This is a genomic window from uncultured Kordia sp., assembly GCF_947496985.1.
In the GTDB taxonomy this organism is placed as follows: domain Bacteria; phylum Bacteroidota; class Bacteroidia; order Flavobacteriales; family Flavobacteriaceae; genus Kordia.
Genome location: NZ_CANMEZ010000003.1, coordinates 398,524 through 423,141, shown reverse-complemented (window position 1 = coordinate 423,141; position 24,618 = coordinate 398,524). Strand labels below are relative to the sequence as shown.

Annotated in this window: 27 protein-coding genes and 1 riboswitch; of the genes, 15 read left to right on the top strand and 12 right to left on the bottom strand. The window is 31.1% G+C overall.

Translation table 11 applies throughout. The features are described from left to right. Positions 1–39 precede the first annotated feature (39 nt). From Q0828_RS10285 to Q0828_RS10280, 3 genes are all read right to left on the bottom strand, one after another. Positions 40–501, bottom strand: a complete 462-nt coding sequence (locus tag Q0828_RS10285) for a hypothetical protein (protein ID WP_298420261.1) — start codon at positions 499–501, stop codon at positions 40–42. Beyond that, positions 498–791, bottom strand: coding sequence for a DUF2752 domain-containing protein (locus Q0828_RS24555; protein ID WP_366523584.1), 294 nt, complete (start codon positions 789–791; stop codon positions 498–500). Before Q0828_RS24555 ends, Q0828_RS10285 begins: the two co-directional genes overlap by 4 nt. A 122-nt stretch (positions 792–913) precedes the next feature. Next, positions 914–1,252, bottom strand: coding sequence for a TM2 domain-containing protein (locus Q0828_RS10280; protein WP_298420259.1), 339 nt, complete (start codon positions 1,250–1,252; stop codon positions 914–916). Positions 1,253–1,711: 459 nt separating this feature from the next. Here Q0828_RS10280 and Q0828_RS10275 point away from each other — a divergent pair, with 459 nt between their 5' ends. Both Q0828_RS10275 and Q0828_RS10270 read left to right on the top strand, forming a co-directional pair. Further along, positions 1,712–3,352 carry an alpha-amylase family glycosyl hydrolase gene (locus tag Q0828_RS10275; RefSeq protein WP_298420257.1) on the top strand — a complete coding sequence of 547 codons (1,641 nt, stop codon included), beginning with the start codon at positions 1,712–1,714 and terminating at the stop codon, positions 3,350–3,352. A 116-nt stretch (positions 3,353–3,468) separates the two neighbouring features. Continuing rightward, on the top strand, positions 3,469–3,633 hold the full coding sequence (locus tag Q0828_RS10270) for a hypothetical protein (RefSeq protein ID WP_298420255.1): 165 nt from the start codon (positions 3,469–3,471) through the stop codon (positions 3,631–3,633). A gap of 36 nt (positions 3,634–3,669) precedes the next feature. Here Q0828_RS10270 and Q0828_RS10265 read toward each other — a convergent pair whose 3' ends face one another. Next, positions 3,670–4,035 carry a VOC family protein gene (locus Q0828_RS10265; protein WP_298420253.1) on the bottom strand — a complete coding sequence of 122 codons (366 nt, stop codon included), beginning with the start codon at positions 4,033–4,035 and terminating at the stop codon, positions 3,670–3,672. Between the two features lie 108 nt (positions 4,036–4,143). Here Q0828_RS10265 and Q0828_RS10260 point away from each other — a divergent pair, with 108 nt between their 5' ends. From Q0828_RS10260 to Q0828_RS10250, 3 genes are all read left to right on the top strand, one after another. Beyond that, positions 4,144–4,602, top strand: coding sequence for a DUF1801 domain-containing protein (locus tag Q0828_RS10260; RefSeq protein WP_298420251.1), 459 nt, complete (start codon positions 4,144–4,146; stop codon positions 4,600–4,602). A gap of 103 nt (positions 4,603–4,705) precedes the next feature. Further along, positions 4,706–5,542 (top strand): helix-turn-helix domain-containing protein, encoded by an 837-nt coding sequence (locus Q0828_RS10255; RefSeq protein WP_298420249.1) that lies wholly within the window; start codon positions 4,706–4,708, stop codon positions 5,540–5,542. A gap of 99 nt (positions 5,543–5,641) precedes the next feature. Next, positions 5,642–6,952, top strand: a complete 1,311-nt coding sequence (locus tag Q0828_RS10250; protein WP_298420247.1) for a hypothetical protein — start codon at positions 5,642–5,644, stop codon at positions 6,950–6,952. A gap of 101 nt (positions 6,953–7,053) precedes the next feature. On the opposite strand, the gene Q0828_RS10245 is transcribed toward Q0828_RS10250, so the two are convergent. Next, complete coding sequence (locus tag Q0828_RS10245) at positions 7,054–7,713, bottom strand: RNA methyltransferase (RefSeq protein ID WP_298420245.1); 660 nt, start codon at positions 7,711–7,713, stop codon at positions 7,054–7,056. Positions 7,714–7,813: 100 nt separating this feature from the next. On the opposite strand from Q0828_RS10245, the gene Q0828_RS10240 reads away from it, so the two are divergent. Continuing rightward, positions 7,814–9,010, top strand: coding sequence for a hypothetical protein (locus Q0828_RS10240; protein WP_298420243.1), 1,197 nt, complete (start codon positions 7,814–7,816; stop codon positions 9,008–9,010). Continuing rightward, entirely contained in the window at positions 8,992–9,681 is a 690-nt protein-coding gene (locus Q0828_RS10235) for an NAD-dependent deacylase (RefSeq protein ID WP_298420241.1), read from the top strand. The genes Q0828_RS10240 and Q0828_RS10235 overlap by 19 nt, the downstream gene beginning before the upstream one ends. Before the next feature lie 31 nt (positions 9,682–9,712). Here the strand turns inward: Q0828_RS10235 and Q0828_RS10230 are convergent, their stop codons facing one another. Next, positions 9,713–10,189 carry a heme-binding domain-containing protein gene (locus Q0828_RS10230; protein ID WP_298420239.1) on the bottom strand — a complete coding sequence of 159 codons (477 nt, stop codon included), beginning with the start codon at positions 10,187–10,189 and terminating at the stop codon, positions 9,713–9,715. Positions 10,190–10,226: 37 nt separating this feature from the next. Between Q0828_RS10230 and Q0828_RS10225 the strand changes: the two genes are divergently transcribed. The 3 genes from Q0828_RS10225 (at position 10,227) to Q0828_RS10215 (ending at position 12,827) form a co-directional block, all read left to right on the top strand. Continuing rightward, complete coding sequence (locus tag Q0828_RS10225; protein ID WP_298420237.1) at positions 10,227–10,799, top strand: adenylosuccinate lyase; 573 nt, start codon at positions 10,227–10,229, stop codon at positions 10,797–10,799. 79 nt (positions 10,800–10,878) lie between these two features. Next, a complete protein-coding gene (gene purB, locus Q0828_RS10220; protein ID WP_298420235.1) occupies positions 10,879–12,222 on the top strand; it encodes an adenylosuccinate lyase in 1,344 nt (447 codons plus the stop codon). Between the two features lie 62 nt (positions 12,223–12,284). Beyond that, positions 12,285–12,827 carry a hypothetical protein gene (locus tag Q0828_RS10215; protein WP_298420233.1) on the top strand — a complete coding sequence of 181 codons (543 nt, stop codon included), beginning with the start codon at positions 12,285–12,287 and terminating at the stop codon, positions 12,825–12,827. A 63-nt stretch (positions 12,828–12,890) separates the two neighbouring features. Here the strand turns inward: Q0828_RS10215 and Q0828_RS10210 are convergent, their stop codons facing one another. The 4 genes from Q0828_RS10210 to Q0828_RS10195 form a co-directional block, all read right to left on the bottom strand. Continuing rightward, a complete protein-coding gene (locus tag Q0828_RS10210; RefSeq protein ID WP_298420231.1) occupies positions 12,891–13,436 on the bottom strand; it encodes a DUF4252 domain-containing protein in 546 nt (181 codons plus the stop codon). A gap of 116 nt (positions 13,437–13,552) precedes the next feature. Beyond that, positions 13,553–14,095, bottom strand: coding sequence for a DUF4252 domain-containing protein (locus Q0828_RS10205; protein WP_298420229.1), 543 nt, complete (start codon positions 14,093–14,095; stop codon positions 13,553–13,555). 3 nt (positions 14,096–14,098) lie between these two features. After that, on the bottom strand, positions 14,099–14,530 hold the full coding sequence (locus Q0828_RS10200; protein ID WP_298420227.1) for a hypothetical protein: 432 nt from the start codon (positions 14,528–14,530) through the stop codon (positions 14,099–14,101). Next, on the bottom strand, positions 14,517–15,026 hold the full coding sequence (locus tag Q0828_RS10195) for an RNA polymerase sigma factor (protein WP_298420225.1): 510 nt from the start codon (positions 15,024–15,026) through the stop codon (positions 14,517–14,519). Before Q0828_RS10195 ends, Q0828_RS10200 begins: the two co-directional genes overlap by 14 nt. 152 nt (positions 15,027–15,178) lie before the next feature. Here Q0828_RS10195 and Q0828_RS10190 point away from each other — a divergent pair, with 152 nt between their 5' ends. Continuing rightward, complete coding sequence (locus tag Q0828_RS10190) at positions 15,179–16,678, top strand: S41 family peptidase (protein WP_298420223.1); 1,500 nt, start codon at positions 15,179–15,181, stop codon at positions 16,676–16,678. Positions 16,679–16,743: 65 nt separating this feature from the next. On the opposite strand, the gene Q0828_RS10185 is transcribed toward Q0828_RS10190, so the two are convergent. Further along, positions 16,744–17,991, bottom strand: coding sequence for a beta-1,3-glucanase family protein (locus Q0828_RS10185; RefSeq protein WP_298420221.1), 1,248 nt, complete (start codon positions 17,989–17,991; stop codon positions 16,744–16,746). Between the two features lie 227 nt (positions 17,992–18,218). Between Q0828_RS10185 and Q0828_RS10180 the strand changes: the two genes are divergently transcribed. After that, positions 18,219–18,848, top strand: coding sequence for a hypothetical protein (locus Q0828_RS10180; RefSeq protein ID WP_298420219.1), 630 nt, complete (start codon positions 18,219–18,221; stop codon positions 18,846–18,848). An 86-nt stretch (positions 18,849–18,934) separates the two neighbouring features. On the opposite strand, the gene Q0828_RS10175 is transcribed toward Q0828_RS10180, so the two are convergent. Continuing rightward, positions 18,935–20,800 (bottom strand): TonB-dependent receptor, encoded by a 1,866-nt coding sequence (locus tag Q0828_RS10175; RefSeq protein WP_298420217.1) that lies wholly within the window; start codon positions 20,798–20,800, stop codon positions 18,935–18,937. A 64-nt stretch (positions 20,801–20,864) separates the two neighbouring features. Further along, positions 20,865–21,102: riboswitch (cobalamin riboswitch) on the bottom strand. A 72-nt stretch (positions 21,103–21,174) separates the two neighbouring features. Between Q0828_RS10175 and Q0828_RS10170 the strand changes: the two genes are divergently transcribed. The 3 genes from Q0828_RS10170 to Q0828_RS10160 all read left to right on the top strand — a co-directional run bounded on the left by Q0828_RS10170 (position 21,175) and on the right by Q0828_RS10160 (position 24,283). Continuing rightward, positions 21,175–22,347: an ABC transporter substrate-binding protein gene (locus tag Q0828_RS10170; RefSeq protein WP_298420215.1), complete on the top strand. Its 1,173-nt coding sequence runs from the start codon at positions 21,175–21,177 to the stop codon at positions 22,345–22,347. Then, positions 22,348–23,379: an iron ABC transporter permease gene (locus tag Q0828_RS10165; protein WP_298420213.1), complete on the top strand. Its 1,032-nt coding sequence runs from the start codon at positions 22,348–22,350 to the stop codon at positions 23,377–23,379. It abuts the gene before it with no gap. A 184-nt stretch (positions 23,380–23,563) separates the two neighbouring features. Next, the gene (locus Q0828_RS10160; RefSeq protein WP_298420211.1) at positions 23,564–24,283 is read left to right on the top strand and encodes an ABC transporter ATP-binding protein; all 720 of its coding nucleotides are present in this window, start codon (positions 23,564–23,566) and stop codon (positions 24,281–24,283) included. Positions 24,284–24,618 lie beyond the last annotated feature (335 nt).

The window sequence follows — 24,618 nt, the reverse complement described above, 5'->3', positions numbered from 1 at the left end:
TACTAATTTGATTGCATAGAGTTTTATCGCGTTTAACGCTTATTTTAAATACTTATGCTTGTGTTCTTGAGGCTTGCACACTTTATTGGTTAAATCACCATAAATTACCCATTCTACATGAATTCCTTTACGCGTTTCAATAGCTGTATAAATAGTTGCTATAAATTCTGTTAAATTCAAAAGCAATAAAATAGCTATGTAAACAATATAGTTTGTAGTAACTGAAACATTTGCATAGAGAATGGAAATAGTCCACCAGAAACCAATACTATTGATAAAAAATAAAGTCAATTGTGATAATAAAGCTTGTGTACAGTGCCAACGTACAAAATATGAAGAAGATTTTCGGTTAGCAAAGTAATAAATAATTGTAGCAATAAGCGTCGCTATTGGTAGTGGAAGTCCAACTACAATTACAACTAAGGAAATTAAATAACTATTTGAAGCTGCTTCTGCTTCGTGCTCTTGCGGAGCGTAATCAAATTCTTTAGTGCGTATCATAATCCTTTTGTTATATTCCAAATCCAATTGATCACAATAAATAGTATCAATGGTATTGCGTACGTTGTTTTTTGTAAATAAGTTTCTATTTTTTTATAGAAATTAAATAAGGAACTTCGTTTTGTTAGTATATCAAAAAGTATCCAAATTGGCGCAATTAACATTATTATTCCAACTATAAAACCCAATGGATTTATAGTCATTGCGTCAAAAAAATCACCTTTAGTTAGTGAAATAACTGAACGTGTAGTTCCACAAGAAGGACAAGGTATACTTGTAATATTTTTTATAAAACAAGCACTTACTGATGTAGTATCAGTTGAAGTAGTAGCAATATTAAAATATAACCAAATATACCCTGCTATACAAGCTATAAATAATAGTAGATATAGCCTATTCCTGTTGAGTGCTCTTAGTTTAGAAATTGTCTAATTTTTTGCATATTCTTTTCTCTCGTAGCTCCTTGAATCATGAACCAATCAATGATTGCCCAAATACCAAATCCTCCGCAAGTTAATAGTTTACCTACTCCGAGTCCAGTATCTCCAATCATAAATCGATCTATACCTAAACTACCTGCCAAAATTGATACAATAAGTGTAGTTGTTGGATCTTTAAATTGAACTGTTGATAACATCGCCCATTTTGAATCATCTAATGCAATTAGTTTTTCTCTAATAGCGTTAATTTGATGACCTTCGAAGAATTTACTGTTCGTCATAATGAACATGTCGACTTTTTGTGCTTCCATTGTTAGTTTTTTTATTATTATTTTGTCCTACTCGTATGGCTTTTTGGTTTCGCCCCGTTTTTTTCAATGGAGTCAAGTCTCCACTTGCTAATAATATATTGAATCTTGCTTGGGAACTGTAAAGAGTTTGTATATTTTGTAGCTTCTTTATATATAAACTACATAAACTCAATACTACTAGTCGTATCAAATCTATAATAAACTTAACCAACATCAAAATTCTACATAAGATTTTTAACACTGAGATTTAAAAAAACATATATTCAGTTATCATATAAATCCTAATCATTTTGGTTATAAATGATTAATATAATCGTTTTACTAAGAACTTTTTATTAAGAAAATAATTAACTCAATCGATGTAGTTGTTGTTTTTTACGCTATTCACTATTTCTAGGTATGAAAATAATATCCTAACACTTATATTGCAGTAATTCTTAACTCAATTTACGCCAAAACATGAAGCATTTATTTTTATTCTGTATACTTTCTCTATTTATTTTTGGATGCAAATCTAACTCTTCTGAAGTTGTAAAAACAACTCCTAAACAACAGCCATTTGTTTGGGAAGCTGCCAATGTATATTTCATGTTGACAGATCGTTTCAATAATGGAAATAAAGCAAATGATTTAGCATATGACAGAACTAATGAACCTGCAAAACTACGTGGTTTTATGGGTGGCGATATGGCAGGAATTACACAAAAAATCAAAGAAGGATATTTTGATGAGTTAGGTATAAATGCAATTTGGTTTTCACCAGTTTTAGAACAAATTCACGATAGTACAGACGAAGGAACAGGAAATACATATGCTTTTCATGGATATTGGACAAAAGATTGGACAAATTTTGATGCGAATTTTGGAACAGAAGCCGATTTTGCTCAATTAATAAAAACAGCACACGAACACGGAATCCGAATTCTGATGGACGTTGTTATGAATCATACAGGTCCAGTAACTGAAAAAGATCCTGTTTGGGACAATAATTGGGTTCGAACTGAACCTGGTTGTAGCTATCAAAATTACGATACTGCTGTAAGTTGTACATTAGTAAAGAATCTTCCAGACGTATTGACAAATCGTGAAGAAGCTAGTGATTTACCAACAGCTTTGGTGAAAAAATGGAAAGCAGAAGGTCGTTATGAGCAAGAAATGAAAGAGTTAGATGAATTCTTCCAAAAAACAGGGGTAACAAGAAGTCCAAAAAATTATATCATTAAATGGTTAACGGATTATGTACGAGAATATGGTATAGATGGTTACAGAGTTGATACGGTAAAACATGTGGAGGAAAATGCTTGGAATTCTTTAAATAATCAGGCTAAAATCGCTTTCGCTGAATGGAAAAAAGCACATCCTGAAGCTGTTTTAGATAATAACGAATTCTTTATGCTTGGTGAATTATACGGATATGGAATTTCGCAAAAACGTTTCTATGATTTTGGTGATAAGAAAGTAGATTATTATGCAAATGGTTTCAATAATTTAATCAATTTTCAATTTAAAAGTGATGCTCATAAAAATTATGAAGATATTTTTGCTACCTATGATTCTATTCTTCAAAATGAATTAAAAGGGAAAAGTATCATGAATTATATTAGTTCGCATGACGATGGAGAACCGTTTGATAAAGATAGAACTAAAACTTATGAATCAGCTACTAAATTACTATTAACACCAGGGATTTCACAAATATATTATGGTGATGAGACACAGCGTTCTTTACGTATTGAAGGAACAAATGGCGATGCTACACTACGTTCATTTATGAATTGGGAAGATCTCAACAATACTGAAATAAAAGACTTATTAGAGCATTGGCAAAAACTTGGAACATTCCGTAAAGCACACCCATCAATTGGTGCTGGAACTCACAAAATGTTATCTAATAATCCATATGTATTTTCAAGAACTTACAGAGACGATATAGTTATCATTGGATTAGATTTAGTAAAAGGAAATAAAGAAATCATTGTTGGTGATAATTTTGAAAATGGTACTACCATAACCGATCATTATTCTGGAAAAACAGTAACTGTAGAAAATGGAAAAGTAACAATTGACTCTGAGTTTACAATTGTATTATTACACTTGTAACAAATACAATTCAAGTATTTATATATCGGATTTACGTAAACCACGACTTACTATAATTGTCTTCATTAATAATTTTCTATTCATTTGAAACATTATTAACTTAAAAACTTTTTAGTATGTTAAAAAACATTGAAAACCTAGGATCAGTATTAAACAAAGCCAAACAAAAAGCCATCAACGGAGGTGTAAAACATCGTCCTTATGAATGCGATTCAAATGAAGATTGCTATGCACATGAACTTTGTAATATTAGAGTTAATTCTTGTTATCAACCAACATAAAATAGATGCAAAGCGAACTTCGGTTCGCTTTGCTTTTTACGGTTTCGAAAACAACGCTACTCTATTTCCTTCTGTATCAATAAAAACTGCCATATATCCTGTTTCTGGAGAAATTTGAGTTTTCCCTTGTATAATAGTTCCGCCTGCTTCTATAATAAGTGCTAGCTCATTGGCTACATCGTCCGAAGCAAAATAGACCAATGTCCCATCCGTTTTACTAGGAATATAAGACTCTTGCTTTATTAAAGCACCAGTACAATTTTCAGGAGCTGCTTTTGGTGGAAACCAACCGTATAATACGCCTCCAAAATCTTGTACTTTGATAGCTACTTTAAATACCGTTTCATAAAACTTTTGTGCGCGATCCATGTCTACAACAGGAATTTCAAACCATGCAATCATATCGTAAAATTTTAAAAATATTTTTTTAAAGATACTTTTTATTTTGTTTCAAAAATGATATCTATTTTAAAAATTTAGTACATTTAAATCTTTAAAAAATCGAACAGCATGACATACGACGCACATTCAATTGATGATTATATCTCACAACTACCCGAAGAACGTAAAGAAGTAATTACAAAACTGAGAACCATCCTTACAGAAAATTTACCCGCAGGTTTCTCAGAAGCAATTAATTATAAAATGCCATCGTTTGTTGTTTCACATGACACATATCCTGGTGGTTATCATTGTGATCCAAAATTACCATTACCTTTTATAAGTTATGCTTCACAAAAGAATTTTGTTGCTCTATATCATATGGGAATTTATGCCAATCCAGAGCTTATGGAATGGTTTACAGCCGAATATCCGAAACATTGCAAACGTAAATTAGATATGGGAAAAAGCTGTATTCGTTTCAAAAAGATGGATGATATTCCGTATGATTTAATTGCTGAATTGGCAACAAAAATGTCTCCTCAAGATTGGATTGATATCTATGAAGCAAATGTAAAGAAGAAGTAATTTTGACCCAGTAAAAAGAAAAAGTATTAAATTACTTATTATGAATATAGTATAGAACGTAATACTAACTTTCGTCTTACAAATTAAGTTGAAAAAACATTTAATGGATATAAAATTCATAAAACCTAAACATCCTATTTTACAAGAAATCATGGAAGGATGTTATATTGCAGATTTTAATACTCCAATAGAATATAAAATTTTCCCAAGTAATCTTGTTGTTGTTACAAGTATTACAAAATATGACTATATCGCAAATTTCCCAGAACATTCAGTAACCATATTACCTTCAAAAAAGCAACATAGTATTTCAACGAATATCATATGCTCCTACAGTAAACCTATAAAATTCAATTCTAAAGGAACTTACAAAGAAGTTAATTTTGTATTTAAATCTTTAGGTTTCAATGCACTGATTAAAGAATCACTTTTTAATTTGAAAATAGGTGTCGGAAATTACACTCCATTTAATCAATTTGAGGATTACCATAAAATGATAGCCGTAATTTTAGAAGCTACTAACGAAGCTACTATTGTAAAAGAAATAGAAAATTATTGGCTTCCAAAATATATTGGTTTTAAAAATGAAAACTTAAAAAGCATTATTACAGAACTTAAACAAAATCCAACTATTGAGATAAATTTTTTATCTGAAAAATATAACATCTCTCGACAATATTTAAATAAACTTTTCAAATTACATTTATGTAAATCCCCAAGTGAATTTAAAAAAGTACAACGTTTTAGAAATGCATTAAAAAATTATTCAAAGTCAAAAGAAATGAATCAATCTTTAACTGATTTGACGTATGAAAGTTTATATTATGATCAATCACATTTAATTAAGGATTTTAGTTCTTTTTCAAAAATGTCTCCTTCCATTTTTTTTAAAAATAATAAAGATATTCAAGATGGATTATTAAACTGGAATATTAAGTAGTTTACATTTTTACAATTTTTAGATTTATATCTATTATTTCTTTGCACTAGCTTTTGATAAAAACAAGCTTTAGAAAAAAATAATCTAATTAAACTTAAAATGTTAAAAAAAATAAGCTTCCTATTTTTAGTGGTAATAGTTTTTGTTTCTTGTGAAACAAAAATACAGACAGATAATATTGTTACTACAGATATTGATAATTTCTGGACAGCATACGATAAAATTCAAACTACAAAAGATTCAGTACAACAAATGAAATATCTGAAAGAATTATTTTTAGATAAAGGTACAACTGGATTAAAAGCTATAATGCAAGTAAGGAGATACAAGCCTTCTGAATATCTAGAAGCAATAAATAACTATCCCAAGTTTTGGAAATCTATAAGAGAGAATACAAATTCTGTACATGAATATGCTGAAGACATTCAAGGAGGAATTGACAATTTTAAAAAAATATATCCTGACTTTAAACCTGCAAAAGTATTTTTTGAAATAGGTGTTTTTAGGACTGGAGGAACCGCATTAGATAGTTTAGTGCTTATTGGTTCAGAGATTGCAATGACGGATGAAACCGTACATACTGATGAATTACCTCAAAAGCTTAATAATGTTAAAAACTTAGCTAAATTAAATCCTGTAAAAGATTTAGCCTTTTTAAATGTTCATGAATATGTACATACACAACAAAATGTAAGTTGGGCATACGATTTGTTATCACAAAGTGTTTTTGAAGGATCTGCAGAGTTTATAGCAGAAATTGCAACAGAAAAACCATCAATTAATACTGCAATAGGTTATGGTATTGAAAATGATGAAAAAGTAAAATCTAAATTTGAAAAAGAGATGTTTGTTCAATCTGTATATAATTGGATATGGAACAATACTAACAATGAGTTTAACACAAGAGATTTAGGATATTATATTGGTTATGCAATCGTAAAAAAGCATTACAATAAAGCTACAGATAAAGAAAAAGCAATAAAAGAAATCATAGAATTAGATTATACAAAACCAGAAGTAATTGAAGCATTTGTAGAAAGCACTGCGTATTTTTCAAAACCATTACAATATTATAAAAATGAATATGAGAAAAATAGACCTACAGTAATAGGTATTGAAGGTCTAAAAAACGGAAGTCAAAACGTATCTACAAGTACAACACAGTTTAAAGTTTTATTTTCGAATGAAATGGATCAGAGATTTAAATCGACAGGTTATGGAAGTCTAGGAGCTGATCATTGTCCTCAAACAATTTCTGCAGATTTTTCTCAAGATGGTAAGTCAATACTTTATACTATTAAAAAATTAAAACCCAATACCGAGTATGAAATGGTAATTAATTTTGGGTATAGAACTAAACGCTTTTTCCCTTTAAAACCTTATACCATAAAATTTAAGACTGCTAAATAAATTAAAGTAACAGCTAACTCAAGTATGGTCGGAAGAAATTTCGACCATCTTTTGTACTAATGAAAAAAGATGCACTCAAAAAAATAAAACTCTAGTATATTTTACAAACTTTCTTCTTCATATCTTTTTAAAATATCATTGATACTTTTTATTGACTTTTTACACCAATCCATTCGCTTTTCAAGGTTTTCTTCTTCAGTTAATTTCCAAGGAATATCTGAATTACGCAACAAATTTGTGACATGTTGAATCGTAATTGCTGCTGAAACAGAAATATTAAGACTTTCTGTAAAACCTACCATTGGAATTTTTAAAAACTCATCAGCTTGAGCTAATACTTCTTCACTTAAACCTTCAGTTTCTTTACCAAAAAAGAAAGCGGCTTTTTGCGTAACATCAAACTCATGTAAGTATTGAGAATTTTCATGTGGCGTTGTGGCTACAATACGATATCCCTGACTTTTTAAAGTATCAATGCAGGTTTGCGTTTGATTATATCTATGAATATCAACCCACTTTTGTGCACCCATAGCAATTTCTCTGTCCATTTTTTTACCCAATTGCGCTTCTACCACATGTACATCTTGCAAACCAAAAACATCACAACTACGCAATACAGCACTCGTATTATGTAATTGATACACATCTTCTACAGCTACTGTAAAATGCCGTGTACGCTGTGCTAAAACTTTTGTAAACAATCCGCGTCTGCGTTCGGTAAGATATCCTTCTAAATGTGCTAATAAGTCTTTATCAATCATGTTGCAAAACTATCATAAAAAGATATTGGAGCAAAATAGTTGAAAACATTTGAGATATCTGAGTAATTTCCTTAATTTAACCTTAAAAAATTATTGCCGAATGAAATACATTGCATTATTGGTACTCATACTTTGTATGGATACATCTTTTGCACAAAACCCTGAAGAATTTACCGTTAATTTTGCTGCAAATGATACGATCAATGATGCGAAAGTACTTAAATTTGCAGACTTACTTCAAGCATCTTTATACAAGCTTGAAACGAAATTCTTTTTAGATAATTTTAATGCTGAATCTTTTGCAAATAAAGTAATTTTGAATGATAAAAAATCTCTAGAAAACAAAGATATTCAAACCTTTAACAAAGCATTTCAGGATGGTTTTCTAAAGAAATTTGATCTATTTCCTGTAAAAATAACACAGAGTATTCAAAATGATTCTTCCTATGATGTGGTGAATTATTATTACGATGATCTCGAAAAAAAATATCATTTGTTATTCAGAACATATTCGGATAATGATGGACTAAATTATCATGATTATCAATTGAATTATGCAAACGAAAAGTTCAAAATTGAAGATATTTACATCTATACAACTGGCGAATATTTAAGTGACACCATCAAACAATTATACTTAATCAACTTGCCAAAAACCTACATAGATGGTATTGACGCCAAAGAAGATCGGTTAGAAAATATTGCTTTCTTTTACAGTTATCAAAAATTAATCGCAAAAGAAAAATACAAAGAAGCTTTTGATTTGTTGTCGACATTAAAAGGAGATATTAAAGAGCAAAAAATAATTTACATAATGAAAATTCAAGTGGCTTCCGCGATTAACGAAGTTTATTATATGGAAGCAATTGATGAATTACTAAAAAAATTCCCCAATGATCCATCTACGCAATTAATGGCGGTAGATTATTATGTTATGTTAAAAGATTATAATGCTACCATGACAGCTTTAGACGCATTAGAAATTGCAACGAGTGATACATTTATTGAGTACATGCGTGGAAATCTATCTTGGGAATTTAATGATTATGAAGGAGCTGAAAAAGCTTATAAAGCGACAATGGCAGAATATCCCGATTTTGAAGCTGCCCGTTTGAATTTATTGTATATGTATGATGAAGCAAAAATGGTTGAAGCTTGCATTTCCATGCTTGAAGAATTTATTGCAAATGATTTTTACTCCAAACAAGACTTAATTAACTTTATTGATAATACCGAAAACGAACTTAAAAATATAACAACTGCTCAACTTTATAAAGAATGGAAAGAAAAAAAATAGTTGTACTCACAGGTGCTGGAATAAGCGCAGAAAGTGGTATCAAGACATTTCGTGATGCTGACGGATTATGGGAAGGACATGATATTATGGAAGTTGCTTCTCCTGAAGGTTTTGAAAAAAATCCTGCATTAGTGTTAGATTTTTACAATCAACGCAGACAACAATTAAAAGAAGTGCATCCAAATGAAGGACACAAAGCATTGGTTGCGTTAGAAAAAAAATACGATGTTACCATCATTACACAAAATGTTGATAATTTACACGAACGTGCTGGAAGTAGCAATATTATTCATTTACATGGTGAACTTGTAAAATCGAGAAGCACAATAGCTCCTTATAAAATATATGATTGCACAAAAGATATTGTATTAGGTGATTTCTGTGAAAATGAAGCACAATTGCGCCCACATATCGTTTGGTTTGGTGAAGCTGTTCCTATGATTGAAACTGCTATAACTGAATGCTTATTAGCAGATATATTAATCATTATTGGTACTTCCATGCAAGTATACCCTGCAGCTAGCTTGATCGATTATGTTCCTAAAAACACACCAATTTATTTCATTGATCCAAATCCTGCTGTTCCGAATAGCTTTTATAAAAACCTAACCGTAATTTCCGAAAATGGTTCTGTAGGCGTTCCAAAAGTTGTGGATTTATTAATTCACTAATTTACAAACAATTCATTTTTAAACTGATACATTAATTAGCTTGTTCCTTTCCTATTGCCAACACAGCTCTTGCTTCTGTAACCCAATCCGCAAGTTCTTTAATTTGAGCTTCTGTTAATACGGCATCGCCATGTGTCCAAGTATATGAAGAAATTGGCATATGTCCTTCTTCTACTTCTTCAATAACTTCTTCTAACTTATGATCTTTTCTTTTTACTGAATATGTACTCCATTCTGAAAAATTTAATTCATCTTTTCCATGCTTTACATGATCGTTCATCCAATAAGAAACAGGCTCTATGTTGCTATACCAAGGATAACGTGTATTACTTGAATGGCAATCATAGCAAGCTGTTTTTAATATTGTTTGCACCGAAGCTGACGGATTTGTTTCTGTTATAAAAGGCTCTAAATCAGAAACATCGCCGATATTTTTTTCAGGTCCAAAAAATTGTAAAATTATCAATATAAATAATGCTAAAACTGCTATCTTTTTAAGTATCTTCATCTTGTTATTCTTATTTGGTTTTAAAAGTATAAAAAGTATGACATTTGAACAACTCTATTCGGAGCTAAATTACGTAAATCATTCTCGCGAAAAGCGAAACTACTATGCAAATATCGTTTTAAACAACTTAACATTGCTTCCAACTTTACTGGATGTCGTGTTTAGAGTTGATGATAAAATTTCGGCAAGAGCCGCTTGGCTATTTGAATTTGTAGCGCGTGAAAACCTAGACGCTATTCTTCCACATTTGGACAATTACACAGAAAAAATGCAAACTGTACATTTAGATCCTGCTGTACGACCAATCGCAAAAGTAGCTGAGTATTTAATTGAAGCTTATTATCATAAATCAATAAATAAGACAAAAGATAAGTTAACGTTAGTTCATCGTGAAAAAATTACAGAAACTTGTTTCGATTGGATGATAAGCGATCAAAAAGTAGCGGTAAAAGCGTATTCCATGCGTTCCTTATTTTTATTAGGAAAAGAATTCGATTGGATTCATGAAGAACTCATCATTATTTTAGAACGTGATTATGTTTCGCAAAGTGCTGCTTTTAAAGCAAGAGCACGCGATTTAATTAAACGCATTAAAAAAAGTGCTAAGTAATTAAAATGTAACGCAATAAATTTTATTTCATAAAACGGAACAAGTATATTTGTCAGCTTAAAACAACAACACAACAACAATGACGCTTACTCCGCTTAACGCAATTTCTCCTATTGATGGAAGATATCGTAACAAAACTATCGCTTTAGCCAACTATTTCAGTGAAGAATCTTTGATTAAATACCGTGTATTGGTAGAAATTGAATACTTTATTGCTTTGTGCAATGTACCATTACCTCAACTAGAAAATTTTGACGCTTCATTATTTGATGATTTACGCAGTATTTATGAAAACTTTTCTGCTGAAGATGCACAAGCAATCAAAGACATTGAAAAAGTAACCAATCATGATGTAAAAGCAGTTGAATATTTTATTAAAGAGAAATTTGACAAATTAGAAATTTCACAATACAAAGAGTTTATCCACTTCGGATTAACGTCTCAAGACATTAACAATACTGCTATTCCACTTTCTATAAAAGAAGCATTGCAAGATGTATATCTTCCAGAATTGATAACTGTTTTGGAAAAATTGAAAGAACTGTCAAATGAATGGTCAGAAATTCCTATGTTAGCTAGAACGCACGGACAACCTGCTTCTCCAACACGTTTAGGGAAAGAAATTGAAGTATTTATTACACGTATTGAAGCTCAGGTTGAATCAATTTCAGGAATTCCACATGCTGCGAAGTTTGGAGGTGCTACAGGAAACTTTAATGCACATAAAGTTGCATACCCATCAATTGATTGGAAAGCGTTCGGAAATGACTTCGTAGAGCGAATTTTAGGGTTACACCATTCATTCCCAACAACACAAATAGAACATTACGATCATGTTGCCGGAATTTTTGATGGATTAAAACGTATCAATACGATTTTAATTGATTTGGATAGAGATTTTTGGACATATATTTCTATGGATTATTTTAAACAAAAAATTAAAGCTGGCGAAGTAGGTTCATCTGCAATGCCACATAAAGTAAATCCTATTGATTTTGAAAACAGTGAAGGAAATCTAGGAATTGCCAATGCTATATTTACACATTTAGCGGCAAAACTTCCCATTTCGCGTTTGCAACGTGATTTAACAGATTCTACTGTATTACGAAATGTAGGAGTTCCATTTGGGCATACTATTATAGGATTTCAATCCACTTTAAAAGGATTGAACAAGTTATTATTGAATGCTGAAAAATTTGAACAAGATTTAGAAAATAACTGGGCTGTTGTAGCAGAAGCAATTCAAACAATATTACGAAGAGAAAGCTACCCAAATCCATACGAAGCTTTAAAGGGATTAACAAGAACTAATGAGAAAATAACGCAAAAATCTATAGCTGCTTTTATTGATACACTGGAAATTTCCCACAACATCAAATCTGAGTTAAAATTCATAAATCCAAGTAATTATACTGGAATTTAAATAAAAGCTAGTTTCCCAATTTTTTTTTGCTAATTTTGTTGAGTTGTTAAAATGTGTAAATAATGAATAGTTTAAGTATTAAACTGAAGAATCAAAAAAAATACGAAAGCTTGACTACCGAAGAAAATAAAGGACGATTACAGATTAAGAAGGCTATTTTTAATAAAGCCATCAAATCATATATCCAAGAAAACTACGAAACTGGAGTTCATTTTGGAAGTATGAATAATAATCTAAAAGAAATTTTAAAAGACTTGTCATTAGATAACATCATGGTGAGTTCATTAAAATTACCTGCTATTGATGTAAACAAGCTTGCTGGAATAAACGAGAATCAAAATGAATTTTCAAACTTTGGCTTATATGAAAGTTTCACATGTACGTTTGTTGCAAAAGATGGTATAGACTCTGAGGATTTTATGAATGGAATTCGAAAGTTAGAAACTTCTTTCTTGAACATCTATAATAAAAAAGCAAATGAAGAGTTAACGGAAATTGAGCTTCAAAACCGTATGGCTATCAAGAAAAGAGAGATACGTGAAATTACTTTTTTCGTAATCCTCTTTGTCATAGCAATTATTAGTATTTACTTGTTTTCGAGATAAAAAATAGAATAATAAGAATATAAAATTGGATAAATGTATACTACTCTACATTTATCCAATTTTTTATTGTGCCATATTTATGAAGTTTGAAAACACACCTAAATCCATGCCATCTTCACTAAAATCTTGCTGGGCTACTAATTGGTATAATTCCATAAACTTATTCATAGTCATATCATCTCCAATGATACGTGCTACAGCAAAACCAATATTTTTATCAGTATAAAAGATGACAATTTCATCAATAGAATTTTCATCGCCTGTATATTTTACAATACCGCGTGATCCCATGCTAATAAGTTCTTGGTACTGCTCTTGTTTTAAGATGGATTTAATTTTTTTGTTTTCTTCAGTATAGGCATCTTTTGTTGTTTCTGATACTCTAAACGCCAATACATTTACACGTTCTATAGCTTCATAAGCTTCTGTTTGTGCTTCATTCATTTGTGAAGCAATTGGTTTTAAAACGCTTTTAGGAATGCTACTTGAAGAAAATCCGCTGTTTTCAGCGTTTGCTAAAATATAGTTCTGTAAGCTATTCTTATTAGAACAACTACTAAAACATATAAGCAATACAAATACTGAAATAATTGATTGTAAAGTTTTCATTTTTTGATTGATTTGATTGATTTGATTGATGATTGATGATTGATGATAATATAAAAAAAGCAAAAAAGCGCATCAATAGACAAATGCCATTGATGCGCTTAAAATTAGAACGTTATTTAGTTTTTCTTTTTCGCATTTTTTAAGTGTTCTCCACCTGGAATGTCCATTTGACTTGTAAGTTTAGAAATCTGATTTAAATCAATATCTCCTGTTAAAGATACAACAACTGTATTAATTTCTGTTTCGCTAACTTTTACTTTGTCTTCGATTCCCGTAATAAACATTAATAATTCTTTTACTTGTGAATCATTTCTCCCTGATTTTACGTAGAACTTCATACGTGTATTTCCTTCTCTTACAACCATTAATTCTTCTAATTCGTTAGAGCGTTTTCCAACCCACTTTTGAATGTCTGATGATATCTTTGGATTACTTGTTGCAATTGTTTTAAAACTTGTGATACTATTCACCATTTTTAAAAATTCTTTTGCATCAGGATCGTCTGAATCTAATCCCATTGTTGCAAGCATTTTAAACATTCTTGGCTTTATAGATACGTATGCTACGTCTTCACTATCTGCGTATTTTTCAAAAATTCCTTGTCCGAATGTAACTAATGGCAACGCCATTAAGATTACTAAAATTACTATCTTTCTCATGTTTTAATTATTTTCTGTTATAATAAATTTGTTAGTTGTTTCTGTAAATTGATTTAAATGATTGATGTGACTAGCTCCCGTATTGAAACTCTCGGAAACTAAGGTCATACTTTCTTTAAATTGTGCATACGCTATTTCTGCTTTTGCTCTTTCCTGAGCGTCTACATAATAGGTAATTCCAATGGTACTCATGAAGATAAATACAGCGGCAACAGAAATCCATTTTAAATAGTTTTTTCTAGGTTGTAATGGAACGTTTCGTGTATATTGTTCTTCTAGTAAATTAGCAAAGTGCTGAAACATTGGTTGATATTCTTGCAAATGCGGCGCCACATTGTCTTGCGAAAAATACAACTGTAACTCTTGTTCTTCTTGAACCGTTGTTGTTGCTTCAAAATACTTCTCTAATAATTTTTCTATGTTAGCTAACTCCATAGTTGTGTTTTTTTATAAGTTCTTGTCTAACGTACTTTCTTGCTCTAGATAATGCTACTCTAATTGCTGTCGGATTCATATTTACCACCTTTGCTATTTCTTCAAAATCATATTGCTCTACATCTCTAAGCTGAATAATAATTTTTTGTTGCGGTGGTAGTTCTTCTAAAATCTGATGCACAAAATTAACACTATCTCTTACTTCTACTTGTTTTTGTAAAGACGTGTGTTCGTCTTTATAGTTACTATGAACTAATTTTAAATTACTTGCTTGTTTCGATTTTAATTTGTCCAAACAATAATTTTTAGTCATCGTCATTGCAAAAGCTTCTACATTGTTAAACTCTGCAATCTTTGTTTTTTTTGACCATAATTTCAACAATACTTCTTGGGTTGCGTCTTCTGCTTCTTCATTTGAAACTAGCAAGCGCTTTGCCAATCTGTAGAGTTTATCTTTGAACGGCAATATCATATGTAAAAAATCTGCCTGTTTCATTGTGATGGTTGTTTTTGTTTTTTGATTGCTTATAAGGAAGACGAGCCAGTTACAAATTTGTTACAAATAATTTTTATTTTGCAATAATGTAGCTATTTTTAGTGTTTATTAGTAAACCCACAAGTTAAGATATTACTATGATGAAGAAAATTATGAATATAAAGAAATTGCTCTTCTTATTTGTTGCGGCTTCTGTTATTACAGTAAGCTGTACAGATCAAGATGACAACCTGTTTAGTGTACCTGCCGATTTAGAAGTCCAAGACTTTGTATGGAAAGGACTAAACCTTTGGTATTTTTGGCAAGCCGAAGTAACAGATTTAGCAGATAGCAAGTTAGATAATAGTGGTGATTACATTTCTTTTTTAAGCAGTTATCCAAATCCTGCTGATTTATTTGAACACTTACGCCATCCTGATGATCGTTTTAGTGTTATTGTAAGCGATTATGATGAATTACAAGCTTCCCAACAGGGAAATTCAGATTCTAACGGAGTAGACGCACGTTATATCTTTTTAAATAGCGGAAGTTCAGAAGTTATTGGATATGTACGCTATATTGTACCAAACTCTGATGCTGACGGAAAAGATATTCGTAGAGGAGATATTATTTATGGTGTAAATGGACAAAGTTTATTCTTCAACTCAGAAACAGATAATAATTTAAATTTACTCGATCCTACAAATACTACGTATAACTTAGCTGATTTAACGGTTACAAATGGTGTACGTTCTATAACACCAAACGGAAGAAATATCGATTTAACAAAAACAAACATTACTGAAAACCCTGTACATATTGCTTCTACTATTGATGTTGGACCTAAAAAAGTTGGGTATTTAATGTACAATCAATTTATTTCTACTTTTGATACACAACTAAATGGTGCTTTTGCTACTTTTCAAGCAGAAGGTGTTACAGAATTAGTGTTAGATTTTCGTTATAATCCAGGTGGATTCGTAAGTTCAGCTATTGCTTTAGGAAGTATGGCTACAGGACAATTTGATGGACAGTTATTCACAAAGTTTCGTTACAATAATAAAATTCAACCACAATTAACAGATGCACAAGAAAACAGATATTTTGTAAATGCGTTAAGTACTGGAGCAGCTATTAATAGTTTGGGCTTAACCAAAGTATATGTTATTACTACAGGAAGTACAGCTTCTGCAAGTGAATTGGTTATTAATTCTTTAGAACCTTATATTGATGTAGTTCAAGTAGGAACAACTTCAAGAGGAAAAAATGAAGCTTCTGTTTCCTTATATGATTCTCCTTCTTGGACATTTAGTGATTCACAATTAAACCCAAATCACAAATGGGCAATGCAACCACTAATTTCTAGATTGGAAAATAGCGCAGGTTTCTCAAACTATACAGACGGATTAACTCCAGATATTAATATTGCAGAAGATTTAACAAATTTAGGCGTACTAGGTGATGAAACAGAACCTTTACTAGCTGCAGCATTAAATAGTATTGCAAATGCTGGAAGACCGTTAAATATTAATCCAATGAAAATTGTACCAATTGATGCTATTACAGATACTAAATTGCGAACTATCACAGCAGATCGTATGTATATCGACTTAAAAGTTGGAGATAATGACGATGCTTTACAAAATCATAAATTAATTATTCCACAAGAATAATACATATCAGTTTATTACTAGAAAACGCTTCTAATTTCTTAGAAGCGTTTTTTTATGCTTTATATTTATGATAACTTAATGTTCTGAATTGTAACAATAGCACTTGTTGCATCTTTGTCTGCTAATGTAGAATCACTTTGTGTTACATCGTCAAAAGCAAAAGCATAGTCATCACTATCAATAGCATTTTCATGAATGTATTTTGAATATACATTGTAACAATCTAATGTACTTCCATCTGTTAATTTCATTGTATTAGTATAAAAAACTTTTTCATCTTTGTATGTTGTCCAGTTTTTATCTTGTGTTTTAGTTGTTGGTGGCATCAAAAACAACGTATTATCTTTAATATTTGGATGTGCTAAGATTCCAACATTAAAGGCAGCTCCTAAGTTTTTAGCAGGAACAGATTGTGGCGTTTTATTTGGCGCAGCAAATAAATCTTCGCAACCAAAAACACTTCCTTTTATTTGACTACTTCCCGATGGTTTGTCAAACGAAATACTTGGTAATTTTCCTGTTCCTCCTTTTTCAGAGAATATGAACTTTCCATTTTTTACAATTCCTTCAAAAACAATATTTTCATAACCTGGATTAAATTCTGCAATTTCAGACATATCTACTTGAACCGATTTATTTTTTCCTTCTGCATAAAAATCCCAAACAGCATCTATATAATTTTGAAAACTAGAAGCGTCAAAATCATTATTTATGACATCTGGTATATTTACTAATGCTTTATTTGGGGCAATAATTCGTATTGTTTCTTCATCATTTCCTTTTGGTGTTTGTACAATATTTGCCCAATGTCCATCAAGTCCATCTTCAAAAGATTTAAAAATTTCTTTTCGTGTTTTTAAAAACCCTTTAGGTCCATTTGTAGTTCCGTTTGGCAGTTTTTCTTCTAATTTTAAAGGAACACAGAAAAAATCAACATTCGTTATGTCTATAAAAGGAAAACCATCTTTTGGTAGAAAAGAAATTTCAAACTTATCATAAATTACATGAAAACTTGGATCAGAAGGATTTCCAATATTTGGTGGAGAAATTCGATCAGCAAATTTTAACGCACTTCCAAAAGAAAGGTATACAATTCCAGAGTCTATATTTGGAATGTTAATCACTTTCTCTTTAACCTTTCCTACATTTAAAGCAACTGCGTTATCACTCCATGTTTTGGTTGTTAAGTTATAAAATTGTTGCTTTTTGTTGTTTTCAATAGAAGCATTCATTCCTTTTATTGTAATATACAATTCCTCATCTGATCCTGAATTATTTGCAATCGTAATTGGAAACGGGTTTGGGCTACTCATAAGTAATATGGTTTAAAAAAGTTAGTACAACAAGGTAACATAACTATATTGAAATATGCAACGTACTTATACGTAATTACTAAATTTGAAAGATTCTGACATATTCTCTTTTTTATTCTGCTAAACCAGAAAATCACATAAATTGGTGATGCAAAACCCTACTATTATGTGTTTTACACAATATAATCTTCATTTAATTTTGGTACAATTAATAAAATTTAGAAACCATGGAACCCATAAATGATTTAATTATTGTCCATTTTCAAGAAAGCTTTTTTGACAAAACAAATAAAGATATTAAAGACACCGTGAAAACGACTCTCGAACCAATGATAAAGAACGCGCTCAAAGCAAATATGCATGTTAGTTTTTGGGAAGATATTACAACTAGTAATCCGACATCAATTATTGAAATTCCGCCTTTAAGTATAAACCTAAGTCAACAAGATGCACCAAATGGAGTAAATAATACATATGTATTACACGGAGCAGAAATTACCTTAACAGGTGGCTGGTTTGGCGCTTGTATTAAAAATGCTGTACGAAGCATTATGCTCGCGTTTTTCAAAAATCTAGCATTAATTAAAACTGGCGAACTTACTATACGTATACCATCAAAAGCTGTTTATGATGAAAACGAATTGCTAGCTGATATTACAGATTCTAATATTGGACTCGATATTGTAGATGCACTTGAAAGATCTGAATTTCTAAAAAGATTAGAAGTTAGAGAAAGAGGTTTACAAGTACGAGTTACCAAGAGTAAAACACAAGAAACTATTTTAGAAAAAATCCTTGTAAAAGCTCCCGATAAACCAACATTACATTTTTTTGATGTAGTTTTCTTGATTGATTAGTTTCTTTATATAAATTAATCATTGTAAATAACAAAAGCCATTGGTTTCCCAATGGCTTTCAACTTATGATAGGTATTAAATAAACTCTACAGGTTTAAAGAAAAACCAACGCGAACGTTTGTTCCTCTTGTTGTAAATCCTGTAATCTCTGTATATTCTTCATTGAAAATATTAGATACTGCTAAAAATCCACTTAAACGCTTGTTAAACTTATGGTTTACGTTTGCTCCGATTAAGCTAAATGATTCTAAGGTTACATCTTGAAATGTTGCAAAATCTGTATCTAAACGCTCAGATGTAAACTGATATGATACTGCAGCATTTGTTTTTTGCGTAAAAGCATATCCAACATTTAAATTTGCTTTGTGCTTTGGTATACGTAATACTTTTACATCTTTCTTCTCTGTAAATGTATAGTTTGCATCAACTGTTAAGTTTTTAATTGGAGTTGCTGCTACTTCAAATTCGAAACCATTTACTGTAAAATCTTGACTTACATTTTGATATTCTCCAGCAAAGGTTACAAAATCAGTTACGACATAGTTGATAAAGTTTTGTTCATCTCTGTTAAAATACACAGCACTTGCACGTAATTTTTCAGATAACTTTACTTCTACTCCACCTTCTATAGTTGTATTTTCTTCTGGCTCTAAGTTTGGATTTGGTCCAAAGTTTCCAAATAATTGTGATAATGATGGTGCAATAAATGAAGTACTATAAGAAGCAAATGCTTTTACATATCCTTTTCCTAAAGGCATACGGTATGATGGGTTGAAGTTATAGGTAAAGTGACTTCCATATTCGCTATGGTTATTCATTCTCGCTCCTGCATTAACATTTAAACCGAAATCAGAAACATATACAACATTTACATATGGATCTACAATTGAAGAAGATTGCTCTTCAGCAAATAAAGTTTGATTGTCAATATAATTTAAACCAACAACTGTATAAAACTGATTGTTGAAGTTGTATTTGTTATAGATATCCAATGCTATTGTTTCACCTTCAAAATTAGATGGAAAGTTTGAAAAGAATCTACGCTCAATTGAAGTATACGCAGCATTTAACGTTACACTACCATTTTTATATGTATACTTTGGAGCAACTCCAAAACGATATTGTTCACTATCTGCTTCAAAGTTTGCATCTCCTCTTGGAGAGGAATTATCAAAGTCATTTTTAAATTTATCTAACGTACCGTAAATACTAGCTTCAAAAGCTTCAGAAAATTTATATCCTACTTTTACATTCGTGTTAATTCTTGAAAAAGGATCACTTTCTTCACCGATTACAGCAGACAAACCATCTGTACTTTGGTGACCAAAGCCAACTACATAGCTTAATTTATCAACAGTTCCATCAATACGAGCACTGTTTGAAAAATCGTTGATATTATAGTTTGAATCGTCTTGTGATTGGTTTGTTCCGAAAGAACTGTTTACCGTTAAAGCGATATCATTTTTAGATGCTTTTTTTGTTGTAATATTAATTACAGCAGTTGCAGCACCACTTCCGTATAAAGTACTTGAAGCTCCTTTGATGATTTCAATAGATTCAATACGATCTAAAGATACCAAACGTAAATCGAAATCATTTGCAATAGAAGAAGGATCATTTACTTGAATTCCATCAATTAAAATTAATACCTGACGGTTGTTACCACCACGTACAAAATAACTTAGATTTTGTCCAGCATTACTTCTACTTCCTAAAATCTCAATTCCACTTTTCGTATTAATTACCTCAGCAATTGTTTTTCCTTGGCTTCTTGCAATTTCTTCACTAGAGATAGAAATTACTGTTTTTCCAGAGTTTTCACGTTTTAAAGCATGACGTGAATCAGAGATCACAACTTCATCAAGTTGTTCTTTTTTGTCATCTTGTTCTTGTGCAAATACGGTAGTACAAGCCAATAACAAAGCACTAACTGATAGTACAGTTTTTTTCATTTGTTTTCGTTTTATGGGAAAAAGTATGGGTTTCCATACGCAAACTTTTATCCCGAAAGTTTGACATTTCATTTGAAAAATTGGCAGGTCTCCTGACTTACAATTTGCTATATACCTTCCCGAATATTCAGTGGTCTTGTAGTTATAACAACTCATTTTTGAAATGAGGTACTGAACAATATCAGCACATGTTTACAGTTGCGGGAACAGTTCAAGAATGAAGGTTTGCTACCTTTTCACTTGATTCCCTTTTAATTCGCACATACTATTGTATGTTTGAAACCAAAATTCGGCGCAAAAATAAACATTCTTTAGAATCTATCTACTAAAAGATGAAATAATATTACTTTTGAAAAAAACTAGCGAAACCATATATGCAATCTTTCAAATCATTTTATTGTCTTTTCATTATACTTTGTACACTTTCTTTTTCGTGTAAAACCGAGAAGAAAGAACCAAAACAAGAATTTTCACCTATACAAAAAATAGCCAATACAAACGTATCATTAGCGCATGCTAAAAAGTTTGCTATTGAAAAAACAGGAGATATTACGGTAATTACTGTATTTTCTCCTTGGCCAGATGCTGATAAAAATTTCACATATGCCTTAATTCCTAGAGAAAAAGCAGCTTCCATTACGCTAAACCGCGATGCATATGATGCTATTATTTTAACTCCGGTAGAACGTATTGTGGTAACTTCTACCACACATATTCCAACATTGGAAATGCTTGGTGTAGAAGATAAATTAGTTGGTTTTCCTGATACTGATTATATTTCTTCTGAAAAGACAAGAGCTTTAATTGATACTAAAAAAGTAAAAGACATTGGTCAAAATGATCAAATAAATATGGAATTATTGATCGATTTACAACCAGAATTAGTGATTGGTTTTTCTATCAACAATTCAAATCCTACCTATAAAAAGATTGAAGATGTGCATATTCCTGTTGTTTATAATGGTGATTGGACAGAAGGAACTCCTTTAGGAAGAGCAGAATGGGTAAAATTCTTTGCGCCTTTTTTCCAAAAAGAAGCCAAAGCGAAAGAAGTATTTGCATTAATTGAACACAATTACCTAGAAGCTAAAAAGTTAGCGCTCAAAATAAATAAAAAACCAACCGTTTTAGCAGGCGCTATGTATAAAGACATTTGGTATTTGCCAGCTGGTGAAAGTTTTCAGGCACAATATTTAAAAGATGCCAATGCAAATTATATTTGGACAGATTCTGATGGTACTGGAAGTTTGTCGCTTAGTATAGAAAGTGTGCTAGATAAAGCTGCAAACGCAGATATTTGGATTGGACCTGGACGTTTTAAAACGTATGATGATTTGGAAAAAGCTAGTAAAACGTATGCTGAGTTTGCTCCTTTTCAACATAAAAAAATATTTTCTGCTGCAAATACAGTCGGAAAAACTGGTGGAACTATGTATTATGAACTCGCACCAACACGACCAGATATTGTTCTAAAAGATATTATTAAAGCTATTCATCCAGCGATTTTACCAGATTACGAACCATTCTTTTTTAAACCTTTATTATAATTGCCAAATCAATCGTCATATAGCATTACGTTTATTGTACTTAGCTTATTATTAATCAGTTGTTTTCTGATGAATATAAGTTTAGGTTCAGTAGCCATTCCGTTAAAAGGGATTTTTGCAGCGTTTACAGGTGGCGATATTGATAAAGAAACATGGCGAATTACTATTTTAAGCATTCGTTTACCAAAAGCAATTGCTGCAATTTTAGTTGGTTTCGGTTTATCATTAAGTGGTTTGTTAATGCAAACTTTATTCAGAAATCCACTTTCAGGACCTTTTGTTCTTGGATTAAGTTCTGGCGCAAGTTTAGGCGTAGCTTTATTAATTATGGGCGCTTCTGTATTTGGTGGATTTTTCGGAACGTTATTACTATCAAGTTATAGTTTGGTTATTGCAGCAAGTATTGGAAGTTTACTCGTTTTATTAACTGTGATGGCAGTTTCCTTTCGTGTAAAAGATACTATGTCTATTCTTATTATTGGATTGATGTTTGGAAGCATAACTGGTGCTATTGTAAGTGTTTTGACCTATTTTAGTGATGCTGATGAATTAAAACAATTTATGATGTGGACATTAGGCTCTTTAGGAAATTTAAATCCTGAAGAATTAAGTATTCTTGCATTCTTAGTAGTGCTTGGTATTGGATTAAGCATTTGGGCAATAAAGTCCTTAGATGCATTTCTTTTAGGTGAAAATTATGCTAGAAGTTTAGGTGTTAATATTAACAAATCGCGTTTAATTATTATTATCGCGACTAGTTTGATGGCTGGAAGTTGTACTGCTTTCGTAGGACCAATTGCGTTTATAGGTTTAGCTGTTCCGCATATTACACGTTTATTTTTTAATACTACAAATCATCGAATATTGGTTCCAAGTGTTTGTTTGATTGGTGGAATTTTAATGTTGATTTGTGATAGTATTGCGCAAGTTCCTTTTCATGAAATCACGTTACCAATTAATGCGATTACCTCTATTATTGGCGCACCTATTGTAATTTGGTTATTAGTTCGTAAACGAAAGATGATTTTTTAATTAGATTCGTTATTAAATTTTTAGACTTCTCACATAACTCAATACTAATTTCTCAATACTAACTACTAATAATAATTCGTACTTTAGTCAATTCAAATTAAAACCTATTTCTACAACAAACACATATCCAGTTTTACAAGCTACAGCACTAAGTATTGGTTATCAAGATAAGAACAATACAAAAGTGATTGCGGAAGCTATTAATTTTAGTATTTCTAAAGGGAAATTAGTTGCATTGGTTGGAGCTAATGGAATTGGAAAATCTACGTTATTACGTACGTTAGCCAAAATTCAACAACCACTTACAGGAGAAGTTTTATTGCAAAACAAGTCGCTTCACTCCTATTCAAATGGTGATTTAGCAAAAGAAATTGGTTTGGTATTAACGGAACAATTACCATCTAAAAATTTGACTGTATTGGAATTAATCGCGCTTGGACGCCAACCCTATACCAATTGGATTGGAAATCTTTCAAAGCATGATCATACCATTATTGAAAGTGCTTTGCGAAAAACCAATTTGCAAGAATTAAAGCATAGAAAGTGTTACACCTTAAGTGATGGACAGTTGCAAAAAGTAATGATTGCACGTGCTTTGGCGCAAGATACTTCCATGATTATTTTGGATGAACCCACTACACATTTAGATATGTATCATAAAGCATATGTGTTGAATTTACTCAAAAAATTAGCACACGACACAAAAAAAACGATGTTGTTTTCTACACATGAAATTGATTTGGCTATTCAATTGTGTGATGAAATGATTGTGATGCATGATGGCAACGTATTTTCGGGAACACCTTGCGAATTAATTGAACAAGGTATTTTTGAAGCATTATTTCCAAATGATTTGATCACTTTTGATGCAACTTCTGGTAGTTTTAAGGTGAAAAATAATTGATTTTCCCTAAAAAGAAAAGCGCCTTATCAAAAGATAAAGCGCTTTATAAAAACTAACCAACCAAAATGTAATACGACTCTCTTTACGCAAGTAACCAGCTCTCTGTACTGTCATCATCGTAATACACATTATATAAGACAACTTCCGTGCCAATTTGTTACACGTTTTCTTAAAAAAAATCGTACAATTGTTAAATATAAGTTAGGAAAATCTTAAAAAGATCCTGCTATGCAACAGGGTTAGTTCAACTTATACCATTAAGTGCGTCATACTGACTTTTCAATGGTGAGTTTCAATAACAAAAAAACGCTTCACAAGCGTGAAACGTTTTTTTA